Source organism: Acetomicrobium sp. UBA5826 (assembly GCF_002433005.1).
GTDB lineage: Bacteria > Synergistota > Synergistia > Synergistales > Acetomicrobiaceae > Acetomicrobium.
In genome coordinates this window covers 68003-81774 of sequence record NZ_DJHF01000020.1, presented here as the reverse complement: position 1 = coordinate 81774, position 13772 = coordinate 68003, and the positions used below count along the sequence as shown (strand labels likewise).

18 protein-coding genes are annotated in these 13772 nt (G+C 42.2%); 8 read left to right on the top strand and 10 right to left on the bottom strand.

Going from position 1 to position 13772, the window contains the following annotated elements; all coding sequences use genetic code 11:
* Positions 1-12: 12 nt before the first annotated feature.
* From B3N34_RS06735 to B3N34_RS06715, 5 genes are read right to left on the bottom strand one after another with little or no spacing between them, the layout of a single operon-like run.
* Complete coding sequence (locus B3N34_RS06735) at positions 13-690, bottom strand: energy-coupling factor ABC transporter ATP-binding protein (RefSeq protein WP_286976091.1); 678 nt, start codon at positions 688-690, stop codon at positions 13-15.
* Positions 687-1403 (bottom strand): cobalt ECF transporter T component CbiQ, encoded by a 717-nt coding sequence (cbiQ, locus tag B3N34_RS06730; protein WP_213698734.1) that lies wholly within the window; start codon positions 1401-1403, stop codon positions 687-689. The genes B3N34_RS06735 and cbiQ overlap by 4 nt, the downstream gene beginning before the upstream one ends.
* Positions 1390-2022 (bottom strand): hypothetical protein, encoded by a 633-nt coding sequence (locus B3N34_RS06725; RefSeq protein WP_286976088.1) that lies wholly within the window; start codon positions 2020-2022, stop codon positions 1390-1392. Before B3N34_RS06725 ends, cbiQ begins: the two co-directional genes overlap by 14 nt.
* Positions 2019-2621: a cobalt transporter CbiM gene (gene cbiM, locus B3N34_RS06720; protein ID WP_091460375.1), complete on the bottom strand. Its 603-nt coding sequence runs from the start codon at positions 2619-2621 to the stop codon at positions 2019-2021. Before cbiM ends, B3N34_RS06725 begins: the two co-directional genes overlap by 4 nt.
* Complete coding sequence (locus B3N34_RS06715) at positions 2621-3409, bottom strand: DUF4198 domain-containing protein (RefSeq protein ID WP_286976085.1); 789 nt, start codon at positions 3407-3409, stop codon at positions 2621-2623. Before B3N34_RS06715 ends, cbiM begins: the two co-directional genes overlap by 1 nt.
* 156 nt (positions 3410-3565) lie before the next feature.
* Here B3N34_RS06715 and B3N34_RS06710 point away from each other — a divergent pair, with 156 nt between their 5' ends.
* Entirely contained in the window at positions 3566-4126 is a 561-nt protein-coding gene (locus B3N34_RS06710; protein WP_286976082.1) for a flavodoxin family protein, read from the top strand.
* Positions 4127-4256: 130 nt separating this feature from the next.
* Here the strand turns inward: B3N34_RS06710 and B3N34_RS06705 are convergent, their stop codons facing one another.
* The gene (locus B3N34_RS06705; protein WP_286976080.1) at positions 4257-4748 is read right to left on the bottom strand and encodes an ECF transporter S component; all 492 of its coding nucleotides are present in this window, start codon (positions 4746-4748) and stop codon (positions 4257-4259) included.
* Between the two features lie 190 nt (positions 4749-4938).
* Between B3N34_RS06705 and B3N34_RS06700 the strand changes: the two genes are divergently transcribed.
* From B3N34_RS06700 to B3N34_RS06685, 4 genes are all read left to right on the top strand, one after another.
* Positions 4939-5280: an ArsR/SmtB family transcription factor gene (locus tag B3N34_RS06700; RefSeq protein WP_286976077.1), complete on the top strand. Its 342-nt coding sequence runs from the start codon at positions 4939-4941 to the stop codon at positions 5278-5280.
* Positions 5281-5319: 39 nt separating this feature from the next.
* A complete protein-coding gene (locus B3N34_RS06695; protein ID WP_286976074.1) occupies positions 5320-6480 on the top strand; it encodes a permease in 1161 nt (386 codons plus the stop codon).
* A 46-nt stretch (positions 6481-6526) separates the two neighbouring features.
* Positions 6527-8089: an amidohydrolase gene (locus B3N34_RS06690; RefSeq protein ID WP_286976071.1), complete on the top strand. Its 1563-nt coding sequence runs from the start codon at positions 6527-6529 to the stop codon at positions 8087-8089.
* 376 nt (positions 8090-8465) lie between these two features.
* Positions 8466-9710 carry a Glu/Leu/Phe/Val family dehydrogenase gene (locus B3N34_RS06685; protein ID WP_286976069.1) on the top strand — a complete coding sequence of 415 codons (1245 nt, stop codon included), beginning with the start codon at positions 8466-8468 and terminating at the stop codon, positions 9708-9710.
* Between the two features lie 101 nt (positions 9711-9811).
* Here B3N34_RS06685 and B3N34_RS06680 read toward each other — a convergent pair whose 3' ends face one another.
* A complete protein-coding gene (locus B3N34_RS06680; RefSeq protein ID WP_091460387.1) occupies positions 9812-10057 on the bottom strand; it encodes a thioredoxin family protein in 246 nt (81 codons plus the stop codon).
* Positions 10058-10198: 141 nt separating this feature from the next.
* Between B3N34_RS06680 and B3N34_RS06675 the strand changes: the two genes are divergently transcribed.
* Both B3N34_RS06675 and B3N34_RS06670 read left to right on the top strand, forming a co-directional pair.
* The gene (locus B3N34_RS06675) at positions 10199-10564 is read left to right on the top strand and encodes a hypothetical protein (RefSeq protein ID WP_286976065.1); all 366 of its coding nucleotides are present in this window, start codon (positions 10199-10201) and stop codon (positions 10562-10564) included.
* Positions 10468-11499, top strand: a complete 1032-nt coding sequence (locus B3N34_RS06670) for an L-serine ammonia-lyase, iron-sulfur-dependent, subunit alpha (protein ID WP_349679700.1) — start codon at positions 10468-10470, stop codon at positions 11497-11499. Before B3N34_RS06675 ends, B3N34_RS06670 begins: the two co-directional genes overlap by 97 nt.
* A 100-nt stretch (positions 11500-11599) precedes the next feature.
* Here B3N34_RS06670 and B3N34_RS06665 read toward each other — a convergent pair whose 3' ends face one another.
* Together B3N34_RS06665 and B3N34_RS06660 are read right to left on the bottom strand one after the other, a co-directional pair.
* Positions 11600-12043, bottom strand: a complete 444-nt coding sequence (locus B3N34_RS06665) for a hypothetical protein (protein ID WP_286976062.1) — start codon at positions 12041-12043, stop codon at positions 11600-11602.
* A gap of 307 nt (positions 12044-12350) precedes the next feature.
* Positions 12351-12728 (bottom strand): RidA family protein, encoded by a 378-nt coding sequence (locus tag B3N34_RS06660; RefSeq protein ID WP_286976059.1) that lies wholly within the window; start codon positions 12726-12728, stop codon positions 12351-12353.
* Between the two features lie 220 nt (positions 12729-12948).
* Here B3N34_RS06660 and B3N34_RS06655 point away from each other — a divergent pair, with 220 nt between their 5' ends.
* Positions 12949-13251 carry an MTH1187 family thiamine-binding protein gene (locus B3N34_RS06655; protein WP_286976057.1) on the top strand — a complete coding sequence of 101 codons (303 nt, stop codon included), beginning with the start codon at positions 12949-12951 and terminating at the stop codon, positions 13249-13251.
* 60 nt (positions 13252-13311) lie between these two features.
* On the opposite strand, the gene B3N34_RS06650 is transcribed toward B3N34_RS06655, so the two are convergent.
* Positions 13312-13755 carry a hypothetical protein gene (locus B3N34_RS06650; RefSeq protein ID WP_286976053.1) on the bottom strand — a complete coding sequence of 148 codons (444 nt, stop codon included), beginning with the start codon at positions 13753-13755 and terminating at the stop codon, positions 13312-13314.
* Positions 13756-13772: the final 17 nt, after the last annotated feature.

The window sequence follows — 13772 nt, the reverse complement described above, 5'->3', positions numbered from 1 at the left end:
AGAAGCGATCTCTCAGATACCTACACGGGTCTTTCCGTGTAATAGTCTTAAATTTCCCGATGACAATTCATACCAGGGGCCTGCAACTTCCTCCGCAAAATCCGTATCGTGGGAAGCCATAATAATGGTTTTATCAAGATGAGTTAAAATTCCCGATAGATTGTTAGCAGCCTCTTCGTCGAGACCGCTTGAAGGTTCATCGAGTAAAAGAAGTTGCGGATCCATAGCAAGAATCGCCGCCAGAGCACCTAGCCTTTTTTGCCCTCCCGAAAGCGTGTACGGGGGATTATGGGCAAGATCCTCTATTTTAAGTTCCTTCAAAACGCTCCATGCCCTATCCGTAGCCTCTTCCCTGCTAAGCCCCATATTCAATGGGCCAAAGAGCACATCATCGAGCAAAGTGGGGCAAAAAAGTTGGTCCTCGGGATCTTGAAAGAGAAAACCGACTTTTTGGCGTAAATATCGCAGATCTTCCTTAGTCCGAATGCTTTTGCCATCAAAAATAATTTCTCCCTGGAGTTGTCCGAGCAAACCCATGATCGCATAAAAAAATGTCGTCTTGCCGACCCCATTTTTGCCAATAATACACACTTTTTCCTTTTCATAAATTTCGAAGTTAAGTCCACTAAAAATCGGAGGTTTGCCCGGATAAGCAAAGGTAAGATCTTTTACAACTAACAACGGCTTCATACCATTAAACACCCCACAAGAAGGGCGTAAAGAACAGCTAGCTTTAAAAAGTCGGGCCGTGAAAGCCTGGATTTAAAGGTCAGAAAGGTATAGGTTCCATTAAAACCCCTAAGCAGCATAGCATTATAAACTCTTTGCGATCTAACAAAACTTCGCAATAGTAACATGCCAATTAAATATCCGTAGGCTCTAAAGGTTCGCAAATTCAAAGAAGGCTCAAAACCCCTCAATGCCATGCTGCGGTGTATCCTTGAAGCCTCCTCAGCCAATACATGAATATATCTGTAGGTAAAATGAAGCAAAGCTACCAATTTTGACGGAAAACGCAGTTGACATAAAGCCTGCAATATCTCAGGCATGGAAGTCGTCTGGAGAAGTGCCATAAATGCCAATACAGCTGCATGGATGCGAATTGTTATGAGTGTGGCTGTTGTGACTCCTTCTTCTGAAGAAAAAGGAAGAGTCAACCATAGCATTAAAACGAACCCATCTACAGCCATCAAACGTTTTAAAAGCCTTTTAACCGGTACTCCCGAAAGCCCGACTAAGACAATAGAATACATCAACAAAAAAATCTGAGCCATAAGGGAATCTAAAAGAGCCACACACACGGCTACGGAAAAAGTTAAAAGCAACTTTACATAAGGCGGAATACGCTCTAAAAAACTCCCCTTTGGCTTACTATGATAATTGATGTAACTAACGTTTATCATGCCCGTCACCGCTTCCCTTTTTAAACCAAAGGGCAATGCCTACCAAGCCAAAAATGTACCCTACGCCGCCTATGATTTGATTAAATCCCGGTTTTGAGAGCTCCTTACGGAGTTGTATAATTTCTGCATGCAACGGTTCTATCTCGCTACGAAGTACAGATTTTACAATAGACGCAATCTCCTTTTCGTCTAAAGTGGCAACCAGGTTTTCTATTTGCTCTTCCTCCATAGGAACTTTATCTGTAGAATTAGAATCAGACATGATGGTACTATTATCAAATGAAGATAAATTTATGTTTACTCTTCCAAGATGCCCCATACCTCCATCGACTACTACAGTTACAATTTTCCTATTTGACGGGTCAATATCCACCGAAAACTTGCCATCTTCATCCGTCCATCCTCTTCCTACAACAGAGCCGTCCCCTTCTGCCTTGACCAATACCTCGCAATTTCTGGCCGGTGCCCCATCGTTGAAGTAAGCCTCCCCAAGGATCGAGCTGTCCTCTGAGTAGGCAAATACGTTAAGTTTATGAGCCATAGCAATGGTCGCCGGATAAACGATAACGAACAATGCTAGAATAACCGCGAAGAATAAAGGTGCCCTGTTTACTCTCATTTTTCGTCCACCCCTAACAATGAAGGCATCATTTTGTAGATAAATGACGCGATAAAAGCACCTATCAAGGATTCAAGAATCACAACAGGAATATGGGCAATCAACACCAATTTAGCCGTTATCAAAAAAACCTCTCCGCTAAAAGCCAAGGCAAGCGCAGTAAAAAGAGTGGCTAAAACAACCCCTATCCCTCCAGCCACGGCCCCGCCAAGCCAGGACGGTTTTCCTGAGATTATAACGCATCTCCCCAAACGACCGCCTACAAGTCCGGAAATAGCCATTGTGCAGATGTTAACCCCGAGAACCGCCAAACCGCCGAATTGAAACAACAATACCTGCAAAAAAAGCGCAACAAGATATGCGGGAAACAACTTCATTCCCAACAAAAGGCCACCTATGCCGTTAAGCAGGAGATGCACGCTGGCTGGCCCGATATTAATATGAATTAAAGACGAAACGAACAAAGCTGCAGATACAATCCCCACTCGAGGAACTTCATCTATTTCCATTTTCTTCAGTCCAGCCGCTATGCCGACAACTGCCCCAACTGCTCCGATTGTCAAAGGGTATAAGGACAGTACACCCTCTGAGATATGCATTAGTTCCCCCTCTCCGCCTTTATCCAAATAACTGCCCCAAGCTCTATATCAGCATCTTTTCCGCCAGGAGACTTCATTTTTTCGGGAGCATCAACCAGTGCAGCAAAACCCCACCAACCATCCCAGGGCATGGCATAGGTAAATACACCCTGATCATCGGTCCGCACTACCTGTGTAACATAAACATCTGAGGGAGCCTTAACTTTTTTTCCTTCATTGTAATACTCCACTTCTACTACGGCACCTGCCAAGGGCTTCCCCTCCATAATAACCTTACCTTGAAAAACATTGCCGGGCCACAATCCGTAAGGCCTCGTCAACGGCACTATCTCAGCCCTGAGCCCGAGCGGTTTCTGCCAACTTTCTTCCATGCCGAAAGCATTGACGACGGTTTTCGCATAGTGGATGATATATTTGTTTTCAGCCTCTTCCCAATAAGGTGAGGGTTCTACATAAAAAATGTGGTCTCCCGGCCGCTTTACATCGAAGACAGCTTCCCAGTATCTTAAACCCGAATCGTTTTTGCGAACCTTTAAATGTTTCATAAGATCAATATTCTCAGAACGAATTAGAACGCCAAACTTTTCGGGCTTTTCCATATCCATCATTTCCTGTTCAAAAGGATGGGTAAAAAGAAGCCTTAGGTTTAACTCAGAATTTTCGTTTTGAGAAATTACGTTTTTATCAGGCAAAATTACCTGGAAATGAGCCCACGAAGGAGAAGTCGAGAGACAGACACAAAAAGCTACAAATACCGCAAAGAATATTCTGTTTAATACTTTGTTCATAAGAAGAGAACCCTCCTTAAGTGTTACGTTTCTTTAGTTTAGTATTACTCATGAAAGTCCGTTTGTCAAGGGACTGCTAAAAAAGTGCTAATATTATGTATAGTAAAAATATCAGGAAGGGAGATGAGCTATCGGCATTCAAGTGCCGAAAATATCATGAAAAAGATTGTTATTTTGCTCGGGAGTCCCAGAAAAAACGGAAACAGCGAGAGGTTGGCCAAATCCTTTGCCACAGGCGCTGAATCTCAAGGTGCCCAGGCCAGATTTTTTAGACTCCACAATATGAATATAAAAGGTTGTTCGGATTGCAGGCAGTGCTGGTCCAACGGCAAACATTGTATAGTAGCAGACGATATGTCTCAATTGTACGAGTCCATCGATAATGCCGACGTCGTTGTTTTCGCAACACCCCTTTACTGGTATAGCTGGAGCGCACAAATCAAAGCGGTTTGGGATAGAATGTTGCCCTATATGTCGGACAAGGCAAAAACCACCGTTAAGGGCAAGCAAAGCGTATTATTAGTCACGGCCGGAGACGAACGCGAAGACGTTTTTGACGCAGTTTTGGAATCCTTCGACAGATCCGCATCCCTTTTAGGACTCAAGTTGGCAGGTAAAATATGTGCCCACAATGTTTACGATATTGGAGATATAGAAGAAGGAAATTGGTTAGATCAAGCCAAAGAATTGGGAGCATCCGTCGGCAAAGCTAGTTAGTATAATCTGCTGATTCAAACAAGATAACTGCGTACGCAAACGCTAACGTACGCAGTTATCTTGTTATTCGAAAGAAACATTAATCCACAAGAATTTTCTACGGAACAGCCCAGATTTTAGGGAATATCTCCTACTGTCTTCCAAGAAGCTTTCTAATAGGCCCTTCGATATAGGGCAGAATGACCAGAGCTATTATCGCACCTACGCCAGTTTGGGCCAAATCGGTGAGAAACTCAATGGGAGCAACCTTCCATCCATATAAAATACCTGCAACCAATGTATATCCTGCAATCATTACGCATGCGCCCGCTATCACTGCCTTTTTTCGATTCTCCCGCATTCTCCCAACCACAAAACCCTCGATTCCCTTGATCACGAAAGTAAAAGGTGCCCATAGGGGATAGCCAAGAACAATATCGGCAAGAGCTCCTCCGATACCCCCGCAAATAGCTCCATATTTTGCCCCCATCAACATAGCAACACAATATATAACGCCTTCGCCAAAATTGAAATAAATCCTATATCCAGGCATGGGAATATGAATTATTGTTGCTACCGCTACAATTGCCGCAAAAAGAGCACCCAATGCCACTTCCTTGGCGCTTCCCTGTGAAGAAGTCATTTCTTACCACCCTCCTCTATATTTGAAAAATAAAAAGATCATTTCCAACTGATTTATTTTATACCACATTTTAGACGTAACTGGTGATACCAGTAAAAGATCCCAACCATTCTAATCTGGCTTAAACATAAATTGCGCATTTGCATCATATGTGATAATATTGCCACATATCTATCAAGGAGGGTTAATAATGGATATGGAAACTCAATGCAAAAAGGCGACGCTGTTAAAGGCCATGGGGCATCCAGTCCGTATCGAAATCATCGAACTGTTGGGAAAAAAGGAGATGTGTGCCTGTGACATTGCAAGTTTATTTAACTGCGACAGGACTACTGTGAGCAAACATTTGGCCATCCTGAAAGATTTGGAAATTATCGAGCAAAGACGAGAGGGTTTATATATTTACTACAGCCTTAAATTGCATTGCTTAGTTCCCATGCTTCAGTGTATAGAGCATGCCATTTTTGACGATCCGGTGAAAATTCAATTTGACTGTAAATGTTCGTGCTCCCAAGATAACTGCGAAATTTAACATAAATATATTATATTTAGTTAGTTAGGAGGCATTTTTATGAGCGACAACAAGAAATTAGCTTTAATTCTTCTTACATTTCTCTTTTTTTACTTTATACCGGCCGATTCGCCCAGAGTAACAGTCGCTGCTTCGGAAGCCTTTGCAATGCTTCATGAATATGCCAGACAACACGTCCTGCTTTGCCTGGTTCCTGCTTTTTTCATAGCGGGTGCCATTTCCGTTTTCATCAGTCAACAGTCCGTCATGAAATATCTCGGAAGCCATGCAAAGAAGTTCATATCTTATGCCGTTGCAGCGGTTTCTGGCACAATTTTAGCCGTATGCTCCTGCACCGTTCTTCCCTTATTTGCCGGAATTTATACCCGAGGAGCTGGAATAGGCCCTGCTTCCACATTTCTTTACTCTGGACCGGCTATCAATGTGTTGGCCATAATTTTAACGGCGAGAGTACTGGGTTTTGAGATGAGCCTGGCCAGAGCGGTTGGAGCCATTCTTTTCAGCGTAGTCATCGGATTAGCAATGTCAATTATATTTAGAAAAGACGAAGAGAAAAGGCAGGAAGCTTTTGCCTTCCCAGCCGAAGATGGTACATCTCATCCTCTATGGCAATCGGCATCAGTTATGGCAGGCATGATTTGCTTTTTGATATTCGCAAACCTTGCAGCTCCAAAGGCGGATATCGGTTTTTGGGCACAGCTTTATAACGTTAAATGGATAGTAGCAATGATCAGCATTTCCTTTACTGCCCTAGTGATTAAAAAATGGTTTTCAGCAGAGGAAAGATCCGAATGGTATAGCGCCACTTGGGGATATGCGCTTCAAGTATTGCCATTGCTTTTCGCTGGCGTCCTGATTGCCGGCTTTCTCCTCGGTCGCCCCGGGCACGAGGGTATCATCCCAGGTGCATACGTATCTTATCTAGTGGGCGGCAACTCAATCTTTTCTAACTTTTTCGCGTCTATCGTTGGAGCCTTCATGTATTTTGCCACGCTAACGGAAGTGCCGATATTGCAGGGTCTTTTGGGCGCAGGAATGGGTAAGGGACCGGCACTTGCCCTTCTTTTGGCAGGCCCGGCTTTATCATTGCCAAATATGCTGGTGATACGAACAGTACTGGGAACAAAGAAAACTGTCACATACGTTATCCTCGTAGTGCTGCTTTCTACGCTGGCTGGAATAATTTATGGTAATCTTTAGCTTTGGATAATAACTTCTTTATTATTAACAGGAGGAAGCTAAAGACATGAATTACGTTACTGGATTCGTTAACTGCAAGGCCTACGGGGACATCGTGAATAGCCGGCATTTTGAAGCCTTTTTGGTCGTTAATGGTAAAATCGCCTCCACAGGATCAAACATAGAGATTTCGGAGCAAACCAAATCTTTGAAAGGTGAAACAGCAGACTTGGGAGGGAAAATTGTCCTACCCGGTTTCATTGATTCTCATTTGCACATCGATGAACTTGGAATGTACATTAACTCTTTGAATTTAAGAAACACGGCAAGCATCGAAGATCTTCGAGATAAACTAAATAATTTCGCTTCAAAGGCTTCAACTTCGTGGATCTTAGGACATGGTTGGGACCAAGAGCTTTTCAGAGAAAAAAGATGGCCTACAAAAGACGACTTAGATGCCGTTGAGAAAGAAAGACCTGTTATTCTCTCAAGGGTATGTCTTCATGCCGCGGTCCTAAATTCAAAAGCCTTAGAGATGACGGGCATAACTTCCTCCACGGGCATAGTGGTGGAGAGTGAATTTCAACGAGTCAGGGAAATATTTAAAGATAGCCTTTCTATTTCCGAGTGCAAAAAAATCCTTAAAGATGCCCTTCTTTATGCTTCCAAACTGGGGTTGACCTGTCTTGGGTTTGTAAGCTGTGACGCAAAGATGCTGTCTGCTTTAATGTCACTATGGCATGATGGAGAAATTACCACAAGAGTCAGGGTATATCTAGAGCCAGGAAAAAGATGTCAAACCGGGGAAAAAATGTACGAAAATACCGATATCTTATCCGCCCTAGACAAACTAGGCATAAAGAGGTGCTTCGGCGACGACATGTTAAGGATACAGGGAATTAAAATACTCGCCGACGGGTCGCTCGGTGCCCGCACAGCATGGCTTACCAAGCCCTATTCTGATATGGCTGACCTGCAGGGATTCCCAAACATAGGCAAAGAAGAACTTTTACAGTTGGTCAAATCAGCTGAAGCTGCTGATTTACAGATCGCTGTTCACGGAATAGGCGATGCCACAATAGACATGATACTTGACACATTTCAGGAAGCTAAAATTTATGATCGAGGACACCGAATCGAGCACCTTTCCGTTTTAAGACCAGACCATATTAAACGCATGAAGGATATAGGCTTGTATGCCTCAATCCAACCGCATTTCGTGATCACGGACTGGTGGGCTATTGACCGATTAGGCTCAGATAGGGCAGAGTTCATACACCCCTTTAAAAGTATTTTCTCTTACGGAATACCGACTGCATTTGGAACAGATTCGCCTGTTGAAGAACTTAATCCCTGGGAGACCGTCTATGCTGCAGTTACAAGGGGCAAGTATGAGGATATTCCTCTCGCAGCAGCGACACCAAACGAAGCGCTGGACATAACAGACGCCATTTATTGCTATACTGCAGGAGGAGGCAATATCATGCTAGACCCCGATATAGGAAATTTGGGAATAGGCAAGCCGGCCGATTTTATAGTGTTAGACAAAAACCCCTTTGAAACTGACCCTAGATATATTAAAGATATAAGGGTCCAAAAAACATACATTGGGGGCAAGGAGGTTCGATAGATTCGATTTATAATTGGTACCTATAAATAATAAAATATTTGCCTCATGTTAACCTCAGTAAAAATTGCCTCTCCCACTCAGTTAAAAAGAGGTTGTTGGAATAATCTCAAAGAGCTATTTCAAGCTTATTTAAATTCCAATAACCTCTTTTTGTTTTTGCGTCATATATCGTTAATAAGAGATATCTTCTGCTTTATAATGCATAAACTCATATAGTCGTTTAGTTTAATATTTGACTTTTTATTAAAAGTGCTATATAAACATGGATTATTAAATTCAGCCCATGGGTCACACTTATGTTATACATATGCATGTGCGCATCATGCAGCAGGAATGTCTATTTGTTTTAATAACATTATGAAGGAGTGATCTTTATATGCAGCTTAATCCATATGAAATGCTAAAAAAACAAATCGATGATGCCGCAAGATACATTGACATTGATCCGGAGTATTTCGATATTCTAAAAGAACCAAGAGAAATTTTAGAGGTATCTCTTCCGGTTCGTTTAAGCGATGGCTCAATAAAGATTTTCAAGGGATGGCGCTGTCACTACAATAATGCCCTTGGACCCTATAAAGGCGGAATACGCTATCATGTTCAGGTAAACAGGGATGAGGTAATTGCTCTAGCCGGATGGATGACTATAAAATGCGCTGTAGCCCAACTGCCCTTCGGAGGCGGAAAGGGAGGCATAAATTGCTCACCTGCAGATCTATCGATTGACGAGCTGGAAAAGTTGACCAGGGCATATGCCTTGGGAATATCGCGCTTCATAGGCACAGATTACGATGTCCCCGCTCCCGATGTAAATACCAATCCTCAAATCATGGCATGGATAGCCGATACCTACGAAAAGATCAAGGGCTTCAGTCAGCCCTCCGTCATTACGGGCAAACCAGTCGAAGTGGGCGGTTCTTTGGGTCGAAGCAAAGCAACTGCACAGGGCGGAGTATACGTTCTCACTGAAGCGTTAAAAGCACTAAATTTCAATAATAAAGATCTCTCCTGCGCCATCGAAGGATATGGAAACGCCGGAAGTCATATGCATCTTTTATTAGAAAAGATGGGAATAAAAGTTATCGCTGTATCGGATACCAGAGGTGGAATTTATAATCCAAAGGGCTTGCCTGCCAGCGAGCTAAAGGAACATAAAATGAAAAACAGGACAGTTGCTAATTTTCCGGAGGGCGAGAATATAACAGACAAAGAATTATTGTCGAGTAATGCGGATATCCTAATACCCGCCGCCTTGGAAGGGATGATAAACGAGACAAACGTCAGCGATATAAAGGCCAAGATTATTTTAGAATTGGCAAACGGCCCTGTCACTCCGCAGGCGGAGAAAATGCTTTCCGACAATGGAGTCTTAATAATTCCCGATGTTTTGGCAAATTCCGGCGGAGTGATCGTTAGCTACTTCGAGTGGGTCCAGGGAAGATCGGGGGAATATTGGGACGAATCGACCGTGGATAAAAAACTTTACAACAGGATAACCGAGGCATTCCGGGAGATATGGGAAATTAAAGGCAGAAAAAAAATAAAAATGCGCGAAGCTGCATACGTAACAGCAATTGGAAGAATATCGCAAGCAATGCGCATACGCGGAATTTGGCCATAAATTATAATTACATGCATAGCAACTATGCCTCTACGAGCCTGCCTCTGCTGCGTTAAATTCCATCATTAGGCAGGCTCGTTAAAGTTATGCTCAGAGGTTATCTAATTACCCGATAAGTTTCTAAATGTATCCTTCAGCGCCCCTTCCGACGGAACTTTACCTGCAATGACAACCTTCCCGTCAACAGCTAAGGCAGGGGTAGCCATTACTCCAAAAGATATTATTTTATTAATATCTGTAACCTTTTCGACTTCATAATCTAGACCGAGTTCTCGCGCAACTTTTTCAGCCATATCCGCAAGTTTCTTACACTTAGGGCACCCCGTGCCAAGAACTTGTATTTTCAATTCAAGATCAACTCCTTTGTTCATGAGGTATGTGGCAATTATATCACACATAATGGCTTTTCAGAAACATTCTTGTTTCAAGACAATTTTCGAGGGATAATTTGATAGAATGCAATAACAATTATTAAAGGAGGGACAGAATTGTTTGCAATAAAGGACTTTTTGCGAACGGAAGTGGTGCCTGCGCTTGGTTGTACCGAGCCCGGCGCTGTAGCGCTGGCCGCAGCCCGGGCAAGAAAAGAAATAGGTTCCGAGGAAATCAAAAGAATAGAAGTCGATGTAAGCCCTAATATTTACAAGAATGGCTATGCAGTAGGCATTCCGGGTGTCAAGGATTTAAAGGGAAATGCTGTGGCAGCAGCGCTAGGGGCTATTTGCGGCAAATCGGAGTATGGCCTGGAAGCGTTAAAATGTTGCGATATAAGCGACATCGAAAAAGCTATGCAACTTGTCAAAGCAGGCCTTGTTACCGTATCTCCAAATTTTGCAAAAAGGGGGTATATGTAAAAGTTACGATAATAACCAACAAACGTACATGTTCTTGTTTTATTGAGGATAGGCATGATAACATTACAAAGATTATGATGGATGGTAAACTTATACTTTCAAAACGCAAAAGACTCCCCGTAATCCAAAATTCGGAAAAAGCAAGCATATTTGATGCTATTAAAAATATGACATTCAATGAATTGACTTCTCTATTAAACGACATAGATGATGAAGATATAAAGTATATTTACGAAGGAATAAAAATGAATATGGCTGTCGCGCATATAGGGCTAGACCCTGACAACGATTATGGTCTTGGAGTAGGAAAAACTATTTTCAAGATGATCAAATCCGACGATCTTTCCGCCCTTCCGCTAAAAATAAAAGCTTACGCCGCAGCTGCCGCAGACGCAAGAATGGCAGGAATTTCTAAACCGGTAATGAGCAGCGCCGGAAGCGGAAATCACGGTATAACAGCGATTCTTCCGGTTTACCTGGTGGCAGATTTTTATAAAAAAACAATGGAAGAAACTGCCAAAGCCGTGACCTTGAGCCATCTCACTACAAGTTTCTTAAAAAGCAGAACTGGGCGGCTAAGTCCGATCTGCGGATGCACCGTTGCCGCAGGCGCCGGAGCCGCAGCCGGAATTACATACCTTCTTTCTCAAGATATGACTAAAGTGGAGGATGCAATTGAAATTCACGTCAGCAACTTGATTGGCATGATATGTGACGGTGCCAAAGACACCTGTGCCCTTAAGGTAGGTACCGGTGCCTATGAAGCCTATAATGCAGCGATGATTGCCTTAGAAAAAAACGGACACGATATCCCGAGGGGCATCATAGGAGAGACTCTCGAAGAAACTGTAGACAATATGGCCGAATTGAGCAATAAGGGAATGAAGAATGTGGACACTATAATAATCAGCCTACTTCAGAATAACATTTTATAGCAATTCCTTATTTGATAACTTCATACCGAACAAAATAAAATATAAACACGAGTCCAATAGGCGTGACAGCTTACATGAACTCGTGTTTATACTTGTTATTTTATAGAATCAATTTGTTGCCCGGCTTGCCTCCTTTGGTTATTTTATCCAGTTCGGATAATATTGCCGGAGATGCCACATCTAGGCGCGGTTTCTTGTTTTCCTGAGAAGCTAGCTCACGAAGTTTTTGCTCGTATTCCTCCATGCTCTTTTTAATCGTACCGGCGTCTCCCTTGAGCCATAGAAGGATATTTTCCGCTATGGCCTTTACCTCTTCATCGGTCAGATCATTTTGAGTAGCGCCAATTGCCTTCATGAGCTTTCCCTGCTCTCTGACCGCATCTACGATATCGTCATCGGTTATAATACCCTTTTTATAAAGGGCTCGACCCAATACATCGAACTTGGTCTTCATGCTCTCTTCGGACATGGCCACGCTGTCTATACGAGCCATCATCAAAGAAAGCATATCTTCCAATGTCATTTGCATTGCTCTGGGTTGCATTATATATTCCCCCCTGTGGTAGATTAATTTCTAATATTTCCCTTCTTGCCTACGCGTCAAGCACGTGTATTTTAACAGAAACAGAATGAATTATAAATGGAAGTTTAATAAAAAAGGGACCTCAACGGGTCCCTTTTTTTGAGGAGGAGATAGGGTTTGGATACGGTATTTGGCTTTGTCTTCCATTGCCGCACCCAGCAAATGAGAGTTTAATCACCTATAGCTGTTTTGTCAACTTGAAAATTATATTCTATATTTTTCCATTATTTATAATTTTCAGAATAATTTTTGAGATAATACGGTATTTTTATGCTAAGGCAATCACTTCTATCTCAAGTAGAGCCTTTTCCTTTGGCAGTTTGCTCACTTCGACGAGAGATCTGGCAGGTCTATTATCGCCAAAAAATTCTGAATACACCTTGTTAATGGCCTGAAAATTGGCAATATCGGTTACAAAAACTGTGGTTTTTACGACTTTTGATATATCTGACCCGGCACTTTCCAGAATTGCCTCAATGTTTTGCAACACCCTGACTGTCTGCTCCTCTGCAGAACCTTCTACAATTAAGCCGCTTTCCGGGTCTAGAGGCAGTTGCCCCGAAACGAAGACAAATCCGTTTGCTTTTACCGCAAGCGAATAGGGCCCAACTGCTTTAGGTGCTTTATCACTATGAATATATTGCATTTACATCGCCTCCCTAAGACAGATAGTCCGTATGATTAAATCATATTACCACAACTCATAAACCCCTTTAAAGTACTTATTTCGCCAGCGTCTACGACCACCTATTTTTGAAAGTTTTTACCAAAAATGATAAAAATGATATATTTTAAGAGACCCAAGACATTAGCAATAAAAATCCAGCGGATTTAGAAAATAAAACAATCTGAAGGAGGTGTCAAAGGTGGGAAGAGTTATCGCCGAGATAATTGTGGTTCCCTTAGGCACAAACAGTCCTAGTGTAAGCTCTTATGTAGCCGAGGTGGAAAGAACCTTGAGAAAATTCAATCTGAAAGTCAGGTTGACGCCGATGAGCACTGTCTTGGAAGGTGAACTAGATGAGGTGCTCAATGCCGCTAAAGCAGCCCACAATTGTTTATTCGAAAAAGGAGTGTCAAGAGTTTCAACTAGTCTTAAAATTGATGAAAGAAGAGGTAAAGAATTAACAATGGACGGCAAAGTTAAAGCCGTCGAGGAAAAGCTTTAGCTTCCCACTAAATATTTCAAATGCCCCCCAAGCTGGCGGGGCATTTGAAATATGCCTAACTTATAACTTTTGCTTTTTAGAGTCCTTGGTATAATTGCCTAAAAAATCAACTTCCGCCTGCGGAGCATATTTTTTGATTAATTCTTCAAGCAAAGGTTCATCGGAACGCTTAAACAATAACTTCCATCCCGTGATTCCTCTTTCAAAAAAGACCATCACCATATCGCCCTTGTAGGCAAAAGTAGCTGCTTTTACATCTTCCCATGGAAGAAATTCTTTGGATATTCCCAGTATTCCATATACTTCTTTTGTTATTCCATCAGATGAAATGTAGATTTTCTTTTTATACATAATACCGTAAAAGGAAACGATGATTAATATTATCTTATAAAAAGAAAAATCTAATACTGCCGAAAAAATGCAATAACACCCAAAAACAAATAAAATGAATTTCATCCAAATGGGAGTCGAATAGCTTGATCGTGATTCGATGATGGTCTCCATCGGTCATACCTCCGTCG